General features: G+C 62.0%; 19 protein-coding genes. 12 read left to right on the top strand and 7 right to left on the bottom strand.

Going from position 1 to position 18,405, the window contains the following annotated elements:
* Positions 1 to 70 precede the first annotated feature (70 nt).
* The 4 genes from ACFQDI_RS23730 to ACFQDI_RS23745 form a co-directional block, all read right to left on the bottom strand.
* Positions 71 to 1,333: an outer membrane protein assembly factor BamB family protein gene (locus ACFQDI_RS23730; protein WP_377171712.1), complete on the bottom strand. Its 1,263-nt coding sequence runs from the start codon at positions 1,331 to 1,333 to the stop codon at positions 71 to 73.
* A gap of 309 nt (positions 1,334 to 1,642) precedes the next feature.
* Positions 1,643 to 2,215: an NADH-quinone oxidoreductase subunit C gene (locus tag ACFQDI_RS23735; RefSeq protein ID WP_377171714.1), complete on the bottom strand. Its 573-nt coding sequence runs from the start codon at positions 2,213 to 2,215 to the stop codon at positions 1,643 to 1,645.
* Positions 2,216 to 2,229: 14 nt separating this feature from the next.
* Positions 2,230 to 2,766, bottom strand: coding sequence for an NADH-quinone oxidoreductase subunit NuoB (nuoB, locus tag ACFQDI_RS23740; RefSeq protein WP_377171716.1), 537 nt, complete (start codon positions 2,764 to 2,766; stop codon positions 2,230 to 2,232).
* A 94-nt stretch (positions 2,767 to 2,860) separates the two neighbouring features.
* Positions 2,861 to 3,295, bottom strand: coding sequence for a hypothetical protein (locus tag ACFQDI_RS23745; protein ID WP_377171718.1), 435 nt, complete (start codon positions 3,293 to 3,295; stop codon positions 2,861 to 2,863).
* A 234-nt stretch (positions 3,296 to 3,529) separates the two neighbouring features.
* Between ACFQDI_RS23745 and dnaK the strand changes: the two genes are divergently transcribed.
* From dnaK to ACFQDI_RS23790, 9 genes are all read left to right on the top strand, one after another.
* Entirely contained in the window at positions 3,530 to 5,482 is a 1,953-nt protein-coding gene (gene dnaK, locus ACFQDI_RS23750) for a molecular chaperone DnaK (RefSeq protein WP_377171720.1), read from the top strand.
* Positions 5,483 to 5,637: 155 nt separating this feature from the next.
* Positions 5,638 to 6,219 (top strand): hypothetical protein, encoded by a 582-nt coding sequence (locus tag ACFQDI_RS23755; protein ID WP_377171722.1) that lies wholly within the window; start codon positions 5,638 to 5,640, stop codon positions 6,217 to 6,219.
* Positions 6,216 to 6,833 (top strand): hypothetical protein, encoded by a 618-nt coding sequence (locus ACFQDI_RS23760; protein ID WP_377171724.1) that lies wholly within the window; start codon positions 6,216 to 6,218, stop codon positions 6,831 to 6,833. The genes ACFQDI_RS23755 and ACFQDI_RS23760 overlap by 4 nt, the downstream gene beginning before the upstream one ends.
* Before the next feature lie 111 nt (positions 6,834 to 6,944).
* Positions 6,945 to 7,241, top strand: coding sequence for a co-chaperone GroES (locus ACFQDI_RS23765; RefSeq protein ID WP_377171726.1), 297 nt, complete (start codon positions 6,945 to 6,947; stop codon positions 7,239 to 7,241).
* Positions 7,242 to 7,283: 42 nt separating this feature from the next.
* Positions 7,284 to 8,906, top strand: coding sequence for a chaperonin GroEL (groL, locus tag ACFQDI_RS23770; RefSeq protein ID WP_377171728.1), 1,623 nt, complete (start codon positions 7,284 to 7,286; stop codon positions 8,904 to 8,906).
* Positions 8,907 to 9,240: 334 nt separating this feature from the next.
* The gene (locus tag ACFQDI_RS23775; protein ID WP_377171730.1) at positions 9,241 to 9,744 is read left to right on the top strand and encodes a hypothetical protein; all 504 of its coding nucleotides are present in this window, start codon (positions 9,241 to 9,243) and stop codon (positions 9,742 to 9,744) included.
* Between the two features lie 47 nt (positions 9,745 to 9,791).
* On the top strand, positions 9,792 to 11,159 hold the full coding sequence (locus ACFQDI_RS23780; protein WP_377171732.1) for an arylsulfatase: 1,368 nt from the start codon (positions 9,792 to 9,794) through the stop codon (positions 11,157 to 11,159).
* A gap of 232 nt (positions 11,160 to 11,391) precedes the next feature.
* Entirely contained in the window at positions 11,392 to 11,880 is a 489-nt protein-coding gene (locus ACFQDI_RS23785) for a hypothetical protein (protein ID WP_377171734.1), read from the top strand.
* Between the two features lie 81 nt (positions 11,881 to 11,961).
* Positions 11,962 to 13,470, top strand: a complete 1,509-nt coding sequence (locus ACFQDI_RS23790; RefSeq protein ID WP_377171736.1) for a Gfo/Idh/MocA family protein — start codon at positions 11,962 to 11,964, stop codon at positions 13,468 to 13,470.
* A 78-nt stretch (positions 13,471 to 13,548) separates the two neighbouring features.
* Here the strand turns inward: ACFQDI_RS23790 and ACFQDI_RS23795 are convergent, their stop codons facing one another.
* Positions 13,549 to 15,180: a pectate lyase gene (locus ACFQDI_RS23795; RefSeq protein WP_377171738.1), complete on the bottom strand. Its 1,632-nt coding sequence runs from the start codon at positions 15,178 to 15,180 to the stop codon at positions 13,549 to 13,551.
* Between the two features lie 195 nt (positions 15,181 to 15,375).
* On the opposite strand from ACFQDI_RS23795, the gene ACFQDI_RS23800 reads away from it, so the two are divergent.
* The 3 genes from ACFQDI_RS23800 to ACFQDI_RS23810 all read left to right on the top strand — a co-directional run bounded on the left by ACFQDI_RS23800 (position 15,376) and on the right by ACFQDI_RS23810 (position 17,277).
* Positions 15,376 to 15,957 carry an NlpC/P60 family protein gene (locus ACFQDI_RS23800; RefSeq protein WP_377171740.1) on the top strand — a complete coding sequence of 194 codons (582 nt, stop codon included), beginning with the start codon at positions 15,376 to 15,378 and terminating at the stop codon, positions 15,955 to 15,957.
* Positions 15,958 to 16,075: 118 nt separating this feature from the next.
* Positions 16,076 to 16,594 carry a hypothetical protein gene (locus tag ACFQDI_RS23805; RefSeq protein ID WP_377171742.1) on the top strand — a complete coding sequence of 173 codons (519 nt, stop codon included), beginning with the start codon at positions 16,076 to 16,078 and terminating at the stop codon, positions 16,592 to 16,594.
* Positions 16,591 to 17,277 carry a pyroglutamyl-peptidase I gene (locus tag ACFQDI_RS23810; protein ID WP_377171744.1) on the top strand — a complete coding sequence of 229 codons (687 nt, stop codon included), beginning with the start codon at positions 16,591 to 16,593 and terminating at the stop codon, positions 17,275 to 17,277. The genes ACFQDI_RS23805 and ACFQDI_RS23810 overlap by 4 nt, the downstream gene beginning before the upstream one ends.
* 40 nt (positions 17,278 to 17,317) lie before the next feature.
* On the opposite strand, the gene ACFQDI_RS23815 is transcribed toward ACFQDI_RS23810, so the two are convergent.
* Together ACFQDI_RS23815 and ACFQDI_RS23820 are read right to left on the bottom strand one after the other, a co-directional pair.
* Positions 17,318 to 17,737, bottom strand: a complete 420-nt coding sequence (locus ACFQDI_RS23815) for a hypothetical protein (protein WP_377171746.1) — start codon at positions 17,735 to 17,737, stop codon at positions 17,318 to 17,320.
* Between the two features lie 66 nt (positions 17,738 to 17,803).
* The gene (locus tag ACFQDI_RS23820) at positions 17,804 to 18,346 is read right to left on the bottom strand and encodes a TFIIB-type zinc ribbon-containing protein (RefSeq protein WP_377171748.1); all 543 of its coding nucleotides are present in this window, start codon (positions 18,344 to 18,346) and stop codon (positions 17,804 to 17,806) included.
* Positions 18,347 to 18,405 lie beyond the last annotated feature (59 nt).

Here is an 18,405-nt window from a genome sequence, read left to right on the forward strand (position 1 = left end):
CCAAAAGAAGAAGCCCGCAGGGGTGACCTGCGGGCTTCGAAAAAACCGGCTCCGGAAGGGCGGGCCGGGCTCAGTTCACGTCCAGGCACACGCCTTCGGTCGTGCTGCGGGCAAAGATCTTGCCATTGGCCAGGATGGGGTAGCTCCACACCTTGCCGTCCAGCACGTCCTTGCGCGCCACTTCCTTGTACTTATCAGGGCTGGCCTCGACGACGACGATCTCTCCCTTGTCGCTGGTGGCGATGATCTTGTCTCCGGCAAGAATGACCTGGCCAGGGCCAAAGCCCTTCTCAGCCCACTTGTCCTCGCCGGTGTGGATGTCCACACAGGCCAGCGGGCCCGCGCCGTATTCCTTGAAGCTGAACATGCCGTAGAGGTAGCCGTCCTTCACCACCGGGGTGCTCCAGTGGTTGAAGCACTGGTTTTCACGGCGCCAGATCTGCGTGGCCTCCAGCTTGCTGCCGCTCTTGGTGATCTTGAACGCACCCGCGCCCACGCCGTAGCCGGCGGAGCAGTACACGATGTCCTGATACACCACCGGAGAGGCGGCCGTGCTCACCTTGTAGGGGAAGGGCGCGCGCCAGAGCACGCTGCCTTTTTGCGGATCGACGGCCACAAGGCCTGTCTGCGTGAAGAAGATGGCCTGGTGCACGCCCAGGATGTCTGCCAGCACGGGGGTGGCGTGGGTCATCTTGTCGTCCTCGCCCTTCCACACCACCTTGCCGGTGTTTTTGTCCAGGCCCAGCAGCGCCTCGCCCGCACCGCCGCCGGCCAGCAGCAGCACATCGCCATCGATCACCGGAGACGCGGCGTTTTCCCATTTGATCTGCACGCCGGCGTTTTCCTTCATCACGTCGTGCTTCCACACTTCCTTGCCCGTGGCTGCGTCAAAGCAGAACACGCCCAGCATGGAGTCGATGGCATAGACTTTGCCGCCATTCACCACCGGCGTGGAGCGCGAGCCGTCTCCGCCTTTGTTGTCCGGCGTGCCGGAGTCACCGCCACCGGTGTATTTGGGCACAATGCTCAGCGGCTTGCTCCACAGCTCCTTGCCAGTCTTTTCATCCAGGCAGGCCAGCATTTCGCCGCTGTTGCCATCGCTCTCGCCAGTGACGAGCGTGTACACCTTGCCCCCCGCCACGGCGAAGGAGCTGAAGCCGAGATTGGTAGGAGACTTCCAGACCTGCTTGAGGCTCCATTTGGCGTTGGCCAGGGCGGGGACGATGCCGTTGCCCGAAGGCCCGCGGAAGGTGCCCCAGTCGGTGGAATCAGCGGAGAAGACGGTCGTGGCCATGGCCAGACCAAGTACGGTGGTGATGTGGGTGCGTGTCATGCGAGGGAAAAATGAACGGGTGAGGTGGTGCGGCTCTATCGCACAGCATCGTCACAGGGATGAACGCGGCTGCGGAAGATTTTGCATTAAACCGCGAACGCGCGGGAATGTCCACGATGGAAAGGAGCGCAGCGCAGCGCATGTCCGGTCGTAGGGCGGGTGTGGCGGCAGCCCGCCCGTCCATGAGCGTACCCGCAAACACTGAAGCCTCGCGAAAGTCATCGCAGTCGGGCGGTTTGGCGAAGAAAGAACTGGAGCATGTGAGAACGCAACGCGCCAAACACACCCAACCTACGTCCTGCAGCCGGGCTATTCCACCGGCCTGCGGGAGCGCGGCTCGCGCGTCTGCGTATCTCCCTCGCCTGCCGTGGTCACAAAGGGGCCGTCCGCCATCGGGGCCACCTTGGTAAAGCCCACATCGGGCATGTCGCTGGGCTTGCCTTCGAGGGGGAAGTCTTTGCGCAGCGGGAAGAAGGGATAGCCCTCCCACATCAGGATGCGGCGCAGGTCCGGGTGCCCGCTGAACTTGATGCCCATCATGTCATACACCTCGCGCTCGTGCCAGTCGGCCGTGGCCCAGAGGTCGCTCACCGTGGGGACTTCCACGTCTTCCGCCACAGCGGCACGCACACGCAGGTACTGCAGGTGGCCGTAGCCGTAGAGCTCATACACCATCTCAAAGCGCGGCTCCCGGCCCATGTAGTCCAGGCTGGAGACGTCGATGAGGTAGTCAAAGTTCAGCTCATCGCGGCAGTATTTCAGCAGCGGCTTGGCGCTGGCCAGGGTGACGACGAGCGTGTGCTCTCCACGAAACTCCTTCGTTTCCAGCACGGCATCGCCAAACTTCTGCTTCAGGGCTTCGACCATCTCAGGGGCTTTCATGGCGGTGCAAAAAATTAGGCGGTGAGTTCGGCCAGCAGTTCTTTCTTCTGCTCCACAAAGGAGTGCTCGGTCTCGATCTTGTGCTGCAGGCGCATCAGGCCCTCCAGCAGCGCCTCAGGGCGCGGAGGGCAGCCGGAAATGTAAACGTCCACCGGGATGAGCTGGTCGATGCCCTGGAGCACCGCGTAGCTGCGGTACATGCCGCCCGAGGAGGCGCAGGCACCCATGGCGATGCACCACTTCGGCTCCGGCATCTGGTCCCACACGCGCTTCACGGCGAGGGCCATCTTGTAAGTCACTGTACCCGCCACAATCATGACGTCGGCCTGGCGGGGGGAAAAGCGCATCACTTCCGCACCGAAGCGGCTCAAGTCGTAGCGGCTGCAGGCAGCGGCCATCATTTCGATGGCGCAGCAGGCGAGGCCCATCGGCATCGGCCACATGGAGTTCTTGCGCATCCAGTTGATGGCGGCGTCCATCTTGGTGAAGATGATATTGCCTTCGACTTTGGAGTCGTAAGCAGCAACGGTGGAATCAGCAGGGGCGACCATGGGAGTCAGGGGAAAGTTTGGGACCCTGAGAATTACGCCCCCTGCGCAGGGGCGGCAATCGGATTGTGAAACTTTTCACAAGCGCCGTCAGGGATCAGGGCGAGGACGGTCCCGTCTGCTTCCTGGCTTCCTCCGCTGTTTTTTCCAAAACACCTTTCCCAAACCGCCGCTCAATCTCCGCCTCCATGATTTGATTGTACGCTCTGGCGTGACCACTCACGCGATCGCTCACAATGCACCCGGCCACCCAGGAGTACGTGATGCCGTGCCGTTCCTTGAGCAGCTTTTCATAGGTCCTCTCCCACGGTGCCGGTGGTGGCCCCATGGTCTCAAGGATGAGTTTGCCAGCCTTCAGATCCTTCTGCGCATCCGCCCGCCCGTCGACCTCGCCGCGCCACGAGTTGAATGCCGAGCAGGAACTGAGGAGCGAGAAAAGCCCCAGACAGAGCGCAAGCAGGCCGACGCCCACGGCCATTTTCTTCATAAGGGACATGCCGCACACGATGCCAAAGGCTGTCTGGATTGCCACCTGAAGAAGACAAGACCACGAGACGTCGGCCCCAATTGTGCCAAGTGACACCCCAATTGTGCCACATTTTGGCACTTTGGCACAATTTTTGGCTCATGGCTCATTGTGCCATGATCTTATTAGTTAACTCACAATCAGTGAATTACATTTCTAAAGACCCACTTGGCACGCGTCTAGCCAAGAAGGAACCACCAAAACCCTCAGTTCCACCTTTCCCCCCCCAACCCCAAAACCATGAGCAAAATCCTCGGCATTGACCTCGGCACCACCAACTCCTGCATGGCCGTCCTCGAAGGCGGCAAAGCAACGGTGCTCGAAAACAGCGAAGGCGCACGCACCACTCCTTCCGTCGTCGCCTTCACCAAGAGCGGCGAACGTGTCGTCGGTCAGGCCGCCAAGCGCCAGGCCGTCACCAACCCCCGCAACACCGTCTTCTCCGTGAAGCGCCTGATGGGCCGCAAGTTCGCCGAGCTCACCGAAGCCGACAAGCGCATGCCCTACAAGATCGTGGCTGCCTCCAATGGCGACGCCCACGTACAGGTGGAAGTCGGCGGCGAAACCAAGACCTACTCCCCCCAGGAAGTCAGCGCCATGATCCTCTCCAAGCTGAAGGCCGACGCTGAAGCCAAGCTGGGCGAAACCATCACCGACGCCGTCATCACCGTCCCCGCCTACTTCAACGACTCCCAGCGCAACGCCACCAAGGCCGCTGGCGAAATCGCCGGCCTGAACGTGCGCCGCATCATCAACGAGCCGACCGCCGCCTCCCTGGCCTACGGTCTGGAAAGCAAGTCCGACGAAAAGATCGCCGTGTATGACCTCGGTGGTGGTACCTTCGACATCTCCGTCCTCGAAATCGGCGACGGCGTCTTTGAAGTGCTGGCCACGGACGGCGACACCCACCTGGGCGGTGACGACTGGGACAACACCCTCATCACCTGGATCGTCAACGAGTTCAAAGCCGACAGCGGCATCGACCTCAGCGGCCAGCCAGACGCCCTCCAGCGCATCAAGGAAGAAGCGGAGAAGGCCAAGATTGCCCTCAGCTCCAGCCAGAGCTACGACCTGAACCTGCCCTTCATCACCGCCGACGCCACCGGGCCGAAGCACATCATGAAGACCCTGAGCCGCGCCAAGATGGAGCAGCTCTGCGACAGCCTCTTTGAGCGCACCATGAAACCCGTGCGTGACTGCCTGGCCGCCGCCAAGCTGGACGCCAGCAAGATCGACGAACTCGTGCTGGTGGGTGGTATGACCCGCATGCCCAAGGTGGTGGAAACCGCCCGCAAGCTTGCCGGCAAAGACCCGCACCAAGGTGTGAACCCGGACGAAGTCGTGGCCATCGGCGCTGCCATCCAAGGCGGTGTGCTCAAGGGCGACGTGAAGGACGTGCTCCTGCTCGACGTGACCCCGCTGACCCTCGCCATCGAGACCGCCGGCGGCGTGGCCACCCCGATGATCCCGCGCAACACCACCATCCCGAAGAAGCACAGCCAGACCTTCTCCACCTACGCTGACCAGCAGCCCGGTGTGGAAATCGTGGTCCTGCAGGGCGAGCGCCCGATGTCCCGCGACAACAAGACCCTCGGCACCTTCAAGCTCGACGGCATCCCGCCGATGCCCCGTGGCGTGCCGCAGATCGAAGTGACCTTTGACATCGACGCCAACGGCATCCTGCACGTCTCCGCCAAGGAAAAGACCACTGGCAAGGAACAGCGCATCTCCATCCAGGGCAGCTCCGGCCTCACCCAGGACGAGATCGAGAAAGCCAAGCGCGACGCTGAAGAGCACGCCGAGGAAGACCGCAAGCGCAAGGAAGGCGTGGAAGTGAAGAACAAGGCCGACAGCCTGAGCTACGAGATCGAGAAGACGCTGAAGGAGTGGGGAGACAAAGTCCCTGCCGAGCAGACCAAGCCGATCACCGACAAGCTCGCCGACCTGAAGTCCGCCATCGAAGCGAACGACATCGACAAAATGAAGTCGCAGACGGAGGAGATCGAGAAGCTCTTTGCCGCCGCCTACCAGGCCGCAGCCGCCGCAGGAGCCGGAGCCCCCGGCGCCGAAGGTGGCATGCCCGACATGAGCGGCATGGGTGGCCAGCCCTCCGGCGGTGCCGCCGAAGCCAAGTCCCAGGACAAGGGCAAGGTGGTGGATGCCGACTTCGAAGTCGTGGACAAGGACAAGTAAGTTCTTCTCTGACGCGAACTCAGCCAAGCTGAACTGATGTTGTCTCCACTGACCAGAACGATTCCCAGCCTGACGGCGAGCCCCACCGGTTCGCCGTCAGGCATCGTTCTGGAAAGACGCGAGTGGCCTTCGCCCGTAACCCTCGTTTCCAAACGATGAGTCTCGAAGCCCTCAAAGAACTGTCCGCGCTCGATGGAGAGGTGAAACGCCTCCTCCAGCGATATGAGGATCTGCTGCTGGACCGGCGGCGGCGCTACCTCTCGCAGATCGTGGAGTGCTTTGCCGGGCTCACGGAGGCAGAGGGCTTCCGCACCAAGCGCGATCCCATGGGCGTCAGCGCCCGCCTCTCAGACACGGAGCTGGCCATCAGCGGCACGGACCCCAGCCACATCCTCGTCGAAGCTCAGGCCAAGTACATCATCACCTGCTCCCTGGCGCAGAACCGCGCCTACGGCATCCTGCTCTGCCGCCAGCCGCTGCAGGAATTCACCAACCAGAGCTCCGACACCAACGACCAGATCACCAACAAGAAGCTGGAGATCGAGTATCTCAAATCCCTCATCGAAAATCAGGGAAACGACCAGTGGTACGTCATCGGTCGTCTGGAGGCCATGGGGGACAACCTCAGCATGTCCGGAGTGCAGCCGCAGTACGAGTCGTTCCAGACCTTTGACCAGGCTGTGAAAACTGCGCTGCGGGAAATCTCCAACGCCGCCATCGCACCACGCGTATCATGAAGACAAACACGCTCATCCTCATGACCGCACTGGGGCTCGTCTCCTGCGGAAAATCGCCCGGGACCGCCAAGGCACCGGAAAAAGCCGCTGCGCCCAAGACCGCCGCCGCCTCGGATGCCAAGATCGAGGCAGAAATCTCCAGCGCGCTGACGACTAAGCAGGAAAAGCCAGCCGCACCTGCGGAAAACGCCCTCAAGAACGAAGCTGACGACATCATCTCCCGCTACCCCGGCAAGACCGCCACCGAGCTGCTGAACACCCCTGAGGTGAAGGACAAGCTGGCGGCTGCCATGAAAAAACTCAGCGCCGACCCCGTGCTGCTGAAGCGCGTGAACTCCACCGTGGACCTGGCTGCGCAGATCAAGGGCCTCGAAGGCTCCGCCAAGCTGGACCTGGACATGAAAGGCTACGATCAGGCCCGCACTTCGCGCATGCTGCAGTCCGTGCTCTCCGAGGAGCCGCAGCGCATCGTGGATTTTCTCGTCAGCGAGATCGGCGAGGCCACTCCGGACCTCAGCTATGGCGGGCTGGAACGCGCCCCCAACGGAGTCGCCATCGTCCCCAACACCCTTCCCGCGCCAGCCGCTGCGGCACCGCCCACCGACCCCGAATGAATTTCCGCCCGGCCAGCCGGCACACCAACCCGTGTGACAGCAGGCCGGGCAGACAACCCGAACCAAACCGAACTAGAACCAGAAACCCTAAAAGCACAAACCAGACCAACTATGGCAACCTCCATCACACCCCTCGGACGCCGCGTCCTCGTCAAGCGCTCCACCAGCGAAGAAAAGACCGCCGGCGGCATCTTCCTTCCCGACACCGCCAAAGAAAAGCCACAGGAAGCTGAAGTGCTCGCCCTTGGCACCGGCAAGGACGACGAAGGCAAAGACGTGTCCACCCTCTTCACTGTGAAGAAGGGCGACAAGGTCCTCATCTCCAAGTACGGCGGCACCGAAGTGAAGCTCAACGGCGACGACGTCCTCATCATCAACGAAACCGACATCCTCGGCATCATCGGCTAATCCCCCCTCAAACCCACCCCCAAACTCACTACTTATACTGTTATGGCTAAACAACTTCATTTCGACGAACACGCTCGCCAGGCCCTTCTCCGCGGCGTCACCAAGCTCGCCAAGGCCGTGAAGGCAACGCTCGGCCCCTCCGGCCGCAACGTCATCCTGGAAAAGAAATTCGGCTCCCCCACCATCACCAAGGACGGTGTGACCGTGGCCAAGGAAATCGAGCTTCCGGACCCCTATGAAAACATGGGCGCCCAGCTCATCAAGGAAGTCTCCTCCAAGACCTCCGACACCGCTGGCGACGGCACCACCACCGCCACCGTGCTGGCTGAAGCCATCTACTCCGAAGGTCTCCGCAACGTGACCGCCGGCGCCAACCCCACCTCCCTGCAGCGCGGCATCCTGAAGGCCACCGAGGCCATCGTGGCCAAGCTCAAGGAAATCTCCACCCCCGTGAAGGACAGCAAGGAAGTGGCCCAGGTCGCAACCGTGTCCGCCAACTGGGACGCCAGCATCGGCAACATCATCGCCGAAGCCATGGACAAAGTGGGCAAGGAAGGCACCATCACCGTGGAAGAAGCCAAGAGCATCGAAACCACTCTGGAAGTGGTGGAAGGCATGCAGTTCGACAAGGGCTACCTCTCCCCCTACTTCGTGACCAATCCGGAAACGATGGAGTGCAACCTCGAGAACGCCTACATCCTCATCAACGAGAAGAAGGTCAGCAACCTCAAGGACATGCTGCCTCTGCTTGAGAAGGTCGCCCGCTCCGGCAAGCCCCTCCTCATCATCGCTGAAGACGTCGAAGGCGAAGCCCTTGCCACCCTCGTGGTGAACAAGCTGCGCGGCACCCTCAACATCGTGGCCGTCAAGGCTCCTGGCTTCGGCGACCGCCGCAAGGCCATGCTCGAAGACATCGCCATCCTCACCGGTGGCCGCTGCATCACCGAAGACCTCGGCATCAAGCTTGAGAACATCGAGCTTTCCGACCTCGGCCGCGCCAAGCGCATCACCATCGGCAAGGAAAACACCGTCATCGTTGAAGGTGAAGGCTCCTCCGAAGCGATCGCGGGCCGCGTGACCCAGATCAAGAACCAGATCGCCGAAACCACCAGCGACTACGACCGCGAGAAGCTCCAGGAGCGCCTTGCCAAGCTCGCCGGCGGCGTGGCCGTCATCAACGTCGGTGCTGCCACCGAAACCGAGATGAAGGAAAAGAAAGCCCGTGTCGAAGACGCCCTGCACGCCACCCGTGCAGCCGTTGAGGAAGGCATCGTCCCTGGCGGTGGTGTGGCCCTCATCCGTGCTCAGGCCGCCATCGGCGACCTCAAGCTCGTCGGCGACGAAAAGACCGGCGCTGAAATCATCGCCCGCGCCATCGAAGCTCCCCTCCGCCAGCTGGCTGCCAACGCCGGTCTGGAAGGCGCGCTCATCGTTGCCGAAGTCAAGAAGGGCAAAGGCAACAGCGGCTACAACGTCGCCACTGGCGAATACGTGGACCTCATCAAGGCTGGCGTCGTTGACCCTGCCAAGGTGACCCGCAGCGCTCTCCAGAACGCCGCCTCCATCTCCGGCCTGCTCCTCACCACCGAGTGCCTCATCGCAGACATTCCCAAGGAAGAGAAGGCTGACGCCGGTCACAGCCACGACCACGGCGGCATGATGTAATCTTCGTCGGGGCATCCCTGTCCCGTCATCCCCTTTTGATCCGCCGTGTGACCCAACCCGCACGGCGGCTCAGAAAACCCAAAACCCCCACCCGCGGCCCGGAAGCAATTCCGGGCCGCATTTTTTTGCCCCTGTTGAGCGCACCGGCAGGCGGATACCACAAGATGCTGCAAGGCGGCAGCTCCGCGCTCCGGATGCCCTCCTTCCGCAGGCGCTCGGCCTATGCCTCTTGCTTGATGCCCCCTGCACAGAACAGCGGACTCAGATTGAATTGCGCTCAGAGTTAAGGCATCTTGCCACGTCCGCCTCACTCCACGCCCATCACCTCATGAACATGCCCCAGATCCTCCGCCGTCTTTCCATCATCGCTGCTGCGCTGGCACTCTCGAGCTGCGCCACCAGCACTCCGCGCGCCACTTACGTCACCCCTCTCACGGCGGTCGTCAGCCAGGGGGACCGGGTCAGCACCGTGGTGAACACCACCGACGCCCGGATGTCTGCCGAAGAACGCGCGATGCTTGCCGACAGGATCACCCAGAACGTACAAGCTCTGGCCCAGGCGAACGGCGGATCTCGCCACAGCTACGAGATCGTGGTCAACATCACCCGCTACACCAAGGGCAACGGCGTGGTGCGCACCGCCATGCCAGGGATGGGACAGATGCACGTGGACGGCGTGGTGACGCTTTACCAGATGCCCAAGCGGGTGCCCGTGGGCGAGTTCATCGTGCGCAAAGCCTTTGCCATCGGCGGCCTGTATGGCCTGACCGTCAACATGAACACCATCAGCAGCGCCTTTGCTGACGGAGTGGCCAAGACCGTCTGCCAGGTGCGCTGATCCGCAGGCCAGCAACATTGCCGCGATGGCGTCGTTCCCATGATGCCATGATCCGACCCATCGTCCTGCTCCTTTCCCTCTGCCTTCTCTCCGCTGCCACCGCAGGCCAGCCCAACATCATCTTCATCCTCAGCGATGATCTGGCCCAGGGAGACCTGGGCTGCTACGGGCAGAAGCTGATCCAGACACCTCACCTGGACCGCATGGCCCGGGAAGGCACCCGCTACCTGCAGGGCTACAGCGGCACCAGCGTCTGCGCCCCTTCGCGCTCCTGCCTGATGACGGGACTGCACACCGGCCACTGCCCCATCCGCGCGAACCGCGAGATCGGCAAAGAGGGCCAGAAGCCGCTGCCTGCTGGCACGATCACCGTGGCGCAGATTTTGCACGACGCCGGCTATGCCACCGCCTGCATGGGCAAGTGGGGCATGGGCATGTTCGACACCACCGGCAGCCCGCTGAAGCTCGGCTTTGACCACTTCTACGGCTACAACTGCCAGCGCCACGCCCACAGCTACTTTCCCACCTACCTCTACAACGACGACCAGCGCTTTGACCTGCCCGGAAACACCGGCAAAGGCGTGGGCAAAACCTACGCGCAGCAGCTCATCTCCGACGAAGTGGTGCGCTGGGTCCGCGAGCACAGGTCCGGCCCCTTCTTCCTCTATTACTCCATCACGCTGCCGCACGGAGACTTTGAGATCAACGACCAGGGCCTCTACAAGGACAAGCCCTGGACTGAGAAGCAGAAGAACTACGCCGCCATGGTCACCCGCCTGGACAGCGATGTGGGCCGGCTGCTGGACACACTCAAGGAATGCGGCATCGACGACAAGACGCTCGTCATGACCGCCGGGGACAACGGCTCCTCCTTTGATCCCGGGTCGGAAATGGGCAGGCTCTTTGAGCAGGCCGCCAACGGCCTGCGTGGTTACAAGCGCGGCCTGTATGATGGTGCGCTGCGGCAGGCCGCGCTGGCACGCTGGCCCGGCCAGGTGCCCGCAGGGCGTGTGACGGATGAACCCTGGGCTTTTTGGGATTTCCTGCCCACGGCTGCAGAACTCGCCGGCGCAAAGATTCCCGCTGCCTGCAAGACGGACGGCCTCTCGCTGGTCTCCTTTCTCAAAGGCGGCCCCGCACCGCAGCGCGATCACTTCTACTGGGAGCTGCATGAAGCAGCCTCCCTGCAGGCCGTGCGTTTCGATGACTGGAAGGCTGTGCGCAACGGCCCGGAGCGCCCCATCGAGCTCTATGATCTCAAGTCAGATCCGGCAGAAGCGCATGATCTTTCCCAGGAGAAGCCAGAACTCGTGGCCAAAGCCGCCGCCCTGATGCAGTCCTCCCGCACACCTGACCCCGACTGGCCGCTGGTGCAGAAGCGCGCAGGGCAGGGGAAGAAAATGAAGAAGCCGTAAACGCGTGGAGAAGGCGCGCCGCGCTGTGCTGGAGCTGGCGGCCTGATGATATCAGAACCAGGCAGGCGACATGCAATGCACGTTGATTTATGGTTATTCCTGAAGTTATATTCAATCGGCATTTAATCCTAAAAAATTTAAGCTGTGAAAAGCATGATATTTTGAAATTCCATGGAATTAAGAGTGAAGAGAGCTTGATTGTTTATGGAAATTTTAATAGATTTGGTGCCGCATGAGTCTCCCATCGACCAACGCCACTTTGCCCTCTCCGGGACTGCCTGCTCATTCAGGAGATCTCTTAGCCCATGAACTGGCTTCTCTGGTGCAAGACATTCAGCGCACCCGTGAGTGGTTTAACAACCAGCTCGATGCCCAGCTCGCCAGCCTACGGCAGCTCTGTGCAGCCACACCTGCCAAAGAACCCGCCAGGAACACGGTTTCCACCTCAACGCTTTATCAGGCCCCTCGCGCTGTGATGGTGGCCCCTGTGGCCGCGCCTCTGCACGCCGCCGCTGATGCACCGCCTGCCGTGCTGCCGCCAGAAGCAGCCGCAAGGCCAGCCCCGCCCACACATCCGGCGATCATTCTGCCACCGACCCTGACGGCAACGCTCGACCCCGAGCTGGAGCAGGCCACGCTGCACGAGCTGAACAACGCACTGACACGTGCGTTTGCGGAAATCTCCGCGCGTGGCGGCATGCTTGACCAAGGCGCCCGCTGAGAGCAGAAGAGGAATACAACAAAGAGTCGCAAGATTCTTTGGCAAACTCTGCCCGCGAGGCAACGTACAAAAGTGCTCCACATGAATACCATTATCACTGATCCTTCAGCTGCATCCCGCCGCGAATTTCTCAAGACCACCACCAAGACCGCCGCCGGCCTGTCTGTTCTCTCCGGCATCAGCCTGCCCCACGTGCATGCCGCTGGCAGCGATGAAATCCGCACCGCCCTGATCGGCTGCGGTGGCCGTGGCACTGGCGCCGCCAGCAATGCGATGGGCATCCAGCAGCGTGTGACCCGCCTCGTGGCCATGGCGGACGTGTCTGAAAAACGCCTCAAGGGCAGCTTTGAAGCGCTGACCGCCAAGCACCCTGACCGCATGTCCGTCTCCGAAGACTCCAAGTTCATCGGCTTCGACGCCTACAAGCACGCCATCGACTCCCTGCGCAAAGGGGACGTGGCCATCTTCACCACTCCCGTGGCCTTCCGCTGGGTGCATTTCAAATACGCCATCGAAAAAGGCGTGAACGTCTTCATGGAAAAGCCGATCTGCACCGACGGCCCCACCGCACGCCGCCTCCTGGCGCTGAATGAAGAGGCCAAGAAGAAAAACCTCAAGGTGGGCGTGGGCCTCATGTGCCGCCACTGCCGCGTCCGTGGCGAGCTCTTCAACCGCATCCAGGACGGTGAGATCGGCGACCTGCTGATGATGCGCGCCTACCGCATGCAGGGCCCCATCGGCTCCGCCTTCACCCTGCCACGCGACCCCAAGGTGGACACCAACGAGCTGCAGTGGCAGATCCAGCGCTTCCACAGCTTCCTGTGGGCCAGCGGCGGCGGCTTCAGCGACTTCAACATTCATAACATCGACGAAGCCTGCTGGATGAAAAACGACTGGCCGGTGGAAGTGCAGGCCAGCGGCGGCCGCAGCGACCGCGGTGACTACATCGACCAGAACTTCGACCACTACAGCTGCGAGTACACCTTCAAGGACGGCGCCAAGCTCTTCCTGGAAGGCCGCACTGCCATCGGCACCCACAACCAGTTTGCCACCCAGGTGCACGGCACCAAGGGCAGCGCCATCGTCTCCACCGCCGGTCACTTCCCCTCCAAGGCCATGACCTTCAACAGCCAGAAGATGCAGCGCTCCAACATCATCTGGCGCGGCAAGCAGCCTGAGCCGAATCCGTATGACCTCGAGTGGCAGGACCTCATCGCCGCCATCGTGGCTGACAAGCCCTACAACGAAGTGGAACGTGGTGTGAAATCCAGCGTCACCACCGCCATGGGCCGCGCCGCCGCCCACACCGGCCAGGTCATCCGCTACGACGACTACATCAACAGCCCCTTCGAGTTCTCCCCCGGCGTGGACAAGCTCACGATGGACGGCCCTGCGCCGATCATCGCGGATGCCAATGGCAAATATCCCGTGCCACAGCCTGGTATCCTCAAGGACCGCGAGTACGCCATGGAGCCGCAGGCCAATCCTTTCCCGCTCATCCCCATGGCACCCGCCCCGGTAGAAGAGCCCCTCTCCCCGCCAGAGCGACAGAAGCCTGCTGCGAAGAAGAAAGAGGCCAAGAAAGCCTGAGGCTGAACAAGCCGCTGACTGCCCGGCCGCCGCTCCTCACAGGGCGGCGGCTTTTTTGTGCCTCGCCACGGGCCTGCGTCACTCCGTCAGCGCATGCAGGTACTCCTCCAGATTCGTGTAGCCATCCTGATCCGCGTCCGCACTGCCATCGGCGGGGTTTCGGGCATCAAGGCCATGCGCCTGCTCCCAGGCATCGGGCATGCCGTCGTGATCCGAGTCGGCAGGAGCGGCACCACCCGCGAGGTGGGGGTGCCCGCCCACTTGTGAAGGCGCGTTGATCATCGAACCCGTGCCGTTTTTCACCTCGCTGACGACGCGTGCATCCACAGCATCGCGCTTCGGGTGTGTGGCGCCAGCATGTGCCAGCACTCCGGCATAAGCGGCCTCGGCATCCGTGGTGGTGACCGGCCAGGTGGCAAACCGCCGGGCGGCACGGTACTGCTCAGGCGCGGTTTTCTGGTCAAACTTGTAGCTCACCAGCGACCACTCATCGCCCTCGGCCTGCGGACGGTGCGGACCGCGGTTGCCCTCAACGTAGATCTTAGGCACGCCGCTGGAGTTCACGATGATCTCGTACAAGCCGGACTCGGTGGAACGGCCCGGCTTGAAGACATTGCCCACAAAATTCACGAAGGAGTTCGAGTCCGTGTCGAAAACCTCTCCCGCAAGGTTGCCGAAGTCATAGATGACGTTGTTGATGATGTCATGCGTGCCCCCGGCGGAGATGAGGGGATTGCGGAAGCCATTGTGCGCCATGAGCGTGTGATGCACCGTGACGTGGTCGCAGCCGTCTCCGATCAGCAGCCCCGCGCTATGACGTCCTTTGTGGTGGCGGCTTTGATCCAGCGCCTCGCTGACAATGCACCAGCTGAAGGTGATGTCATGCGCGCCGAACCAGGTGTTCACAGCCTCGTCCTCGCTCCAGCTTGCGGAGACGTGGTCGATCACGATGTGGTGTGCACCGTCGGCGATTTTGCCATGCGTGCCTAGCAGAGTCAGGGCGTCATTGTCGTCGGGCTCGATCCGGCCTTCGCTGCCGGGCCGTATGCGCAGGTGCTGGATAAGCACATCATGCGTGGCGACGGTCAGCCCCGTGTTTTTGAGGCAAATACCATCTCCTGGTGCCGTCTGGCCTGCAACGGTGAGAAAAGGTTCGGTGACAATGAGCGGGCTTTCAAGCTCGATGGTGCCTGCCACGCGAAACACGATGATACGCGGCCCCCTCTCTGCCAGAGCCGCGCGCAACGTGCCGGGCCCGTGGTCTGCCAGAGAGGTGACTTCGAGCACCTTGCCACCGCGACCTGCCGGAGTGCGGGTGCCGAAACCTTCCGCGCCAGGAAAAACCGGCAGCCCTGTCAGCGGCGGGAGGCTGCTCGGCTGGCCGGGGTTTTTGGCAGTCCTGGGGGCCGTCCATTTTTTCACCAGCGGAATGCCTGGGTAGATGAGGAAGGCCACAAACAGAAGGCTGCCGCCCAGGAGCGCCACCCGCGCCAGCCGCCGCGAAGTGTTTTGCCTCAGCATGCGCCAGCCCAGCCACGCGGCCGCCAGCGGACAGAGCGTCATCACCCCAAACACCACGTACGGAGTCAGGTGCTTGACAAGCCAGTTGAAGCCCGTGGAAAGCAGCAGCACGAAAAGCCAGAGCAGCAGGGGCAGCGTGAACAGGAACCAAAGAGACCTGCTCTTTTGCGCGGTGGATGTGGTGTTCATCGGATGAGTTCAACCGGCCGACCTCCCGCAAGTTGCTGCAGAAAGCCTCATGGGCCGAGCCTGATTCCGTACCCACCCCCTGCTAAATCACTGAATGCAATTCGATTAATTTTCTTAAGCCTCTAAGGTAGATCTGACAGTATTCTGAATGGCTATTTAGAAGATAATTTCAGACTCTTCCTATACCTTTCCTGCGTGGACCACCAAGAGGATGACACCCCCATACCAGAATCTCTGAGTGACACGCCCGAAGCCGAATGTGTGCGGCAGCTGTTCGGGCGCAGGCGCTGGATGAAACTGGGTATGTGGGGTGCCCTGGGCACGATTGGAGGAGGTATGGGCTACTACATGGCGCCTCCTGCAATCGTGCCACTCTACTTCAACGGCCTCTACGCCTACGCGCACCAGAGCCACCCCCTCGTGATCCATCAGCTGGTGGCGGCAGCCAATGACCTGGTGGGCAAACCCTACAAGCTGGGAGGAGGCCACCGGTTTCTCTACGACAACGGCTTCGACTGCTCCGGCTCCATCTCGCATGTGCTCTATCGTGCCAGGCTGCTGGACAGGCCGCTCAGCTCCACGGCTTTTGCGAATTACGCGTGGCCCGGGCTTGGTAGCTACATCACGCTCTACGTCAAACCTGGCCACCACGTTTTCATGCAGGTCTGCGGCCTGCGTTTTGACACGTCTGGCTCACGCCCTGGAGAGGGCCCGCGCTGGCGGCTGAGCAGCCGTTCCTACGAGGGCTTTCGCGCACGGCACCCTGCGTGGCTCTGAAGGATGAACTGCGGCTGGCTGGGCCAAATGGAAGCCTCCCCTTCCTTCGTTCAAACACAAGATAGGGCTTATGCTGATTGACAGCGCCGGCGCTTTTCGCGCAGACTGCGCGCCTGATATGAAGACTCCGTGCCCGGCCATCTTGAGCATCTTTCAACGCTGGCAGGCCTGGTTGCTGCAGGCGATGGTGCTGACTGCACTGGCAGCGTGCTCGCTGCCTGCGGGCCACGGCGGGCTTTCGGCAGCCCCCGCCCCCTATGTGCAGGGCATCTACCAGGGATCTTACACTTATGGCAGTGCCTACCATAAGCTGGCCGGAAAGACGGTCCCCTTTGAGATCTCCCTGAAGCAGGCGCGCGGCTCCAGCAGGATCAGGGGAGTCGTCAGGGAAAGCTACACCGGCTTCGGCACGCTGCAGGACGGCTTTGTGTGGGCGGACATCACCGGCACCTGCGAGAGTGATGCCGGCTTTACCCGCCTGAAGTTCACCAAAACCTACCGTCAGTCCAAGGAGCCGCCGGTGAACTACAGCGGCTCGCTGCCGCCGGGTTCCAGCCTGCTCTCTGGCACCTGGTATTTCCCCAGCAAGCCTAGTGACAGCGGGATGTTTCAAATCAGCAACATGCATGTGCCATGAAGACCCTACGCAAACTGCTTTTGCTCGCGGCATTCTGCCTGCCGGGCCACCCTCTCCGGGCACAGACACCGGACATCCTGGTCAGCGGTTTTGAGGCTTTCGGCGGCCGCAGTGAAAACGCCTCCTGGGTGCTGGCTCAGGAACTCGCCAAGGCCTTTCCGCAGGATGTGCGCAGCCTGAAGGTGCCTGTGCTCTGGGGGGCACCGCTGGAATCCATCAATGGCGTGAGCCCTCAGCCCAACGTATGGATCGCCTTCGGTGAAGGCACGCCGGAGTTTCAGATCGAGATCGTGGCGCACAACCTCCGCGGCCGGTACCCCGACAACCATGGCATGAAGCCCATGACTCCGGAGATCGTCAAAGATGCCGAACCGGAGCTGCGCCAGCAGGCCCGGCTGGACGGTCTGGCCGAAGCCCTGACTCAGGCAGGATTCCCCACCCACGTGTCAGAAAACGCCGGGCGCTACTTGTGCGAGGAGATGCTCTACTCCCTGCTGCATGCGCAGAAACAGCACCCCGAAGCGCTGAAGCTGGTGATCTTCATTCATGTGCCGCCCCTGGGGCAGACCGTGAAGCTGCCTGCCTCCACCCGCAAGGTGGACGCGGCCTGGCTGCAGGCTTTTGGCAAACAACTTTTTGCCTCCATGCGCAAACTGGATCTGCTGCCTGCGGCGGCGCATTGAGCGCCCCAAGCAGGAAGTCCCTCCAAGTGCCGGACCTGCATCACCGATGGTGCCCGCCTCCGTGATGACCACCACCGCTGTGCCCGATGTGCACACCGCCGCCGTGATGCATCGGAGGGCTCACATGGCCGCCAAAATGCGGTGTCACGTACGCAGGCGCACGGTAGGAGTAGCTGGGGTAGCGGTAGCCACCGTAAACGTGACCACCGCAGTAAGGCCTCACATAGGTGCTGGTGGGCAGGGTGACCCACTGGTAAATCGGGTAGCCCATGGCGTCATACCCGATCGCCTGATACACCGCCCACACCGGTGTGCCATTGGTCAGGTAGCTCACGATGCGGCGCTCACCGGGGCAGGGCTGCACTCCCATGGGGAGAACGGGCGGAATGGCCTGCGCAGAAAGAGGAACCACGGCACCCAGCACACTGGCCGCAGCGATGAGACTGAGAAGTGCTTTCATGATGTAAACGGAGTGTTGCTCCATGGAGTTGAACGTCCTTCCGTCCTTTTTATTCATCCAGGCCGCTTACGGCTGCGCATTCAGAAACGCCAGCGCAGCGGACCGCTGCGGATGCTCTGAGAGTTCCTGGCGCAGCGCCTGAAGCTTCTCCAGCAGCTCGGCACCGAGCCGCTCCTGAAGCTGTGCCAGCTGCATGGCATTGAGCTCCTGCTGCCTCACGGCCTTCTGCCACGGTGCCGTGAAGATCAGGTGGATGGATTTTTGCAGGTGCCCGCCGCACAGCGCCTCCCACTCACCACCGTCCAGCCAGATGCCGCCCGTATGCGAGCGCTCCACACGAAACGGCTGCCCGTGGCCCACGCGATAGCGCGTCATCACCGTGCCAGACTCCGGGCAGAGTTTGACCACATCATCAAACTCGCTCACGGGCACCGCCTCCGCTGCCGGGCTTTCCTCGGCTACCTCCGTCGCAGGCAGCTTGCTGCGCCAGCGCCAGTAGCTTTCCGCCGGGATCCAGTGCCCGCCGGTTTCAGGACAGCGGAATGCGGTCAGACCGGGTTCCAGTTCGACGCGTTCCAGACGTTTGTGATGAGCAAGAGGACTTAGCATGGCGCACGCGATCATGCGCCGCACCCACTCCGTCGCCATGACATTTCCCAGCCATTTAT

Origin of the sequence: Prosthecobacter fluviatilis, from assembly GCF_042655725.1 — a bacterium.
Taxonomy (GTDB): domain Bacteria; phylum Verrucomicrobiota; class Verrucomicrobiia; order Verrucomicrobiales; family Verrucomicrobiaceae; genus Prosthecobacter; species Prosthecobacter fluviatilis.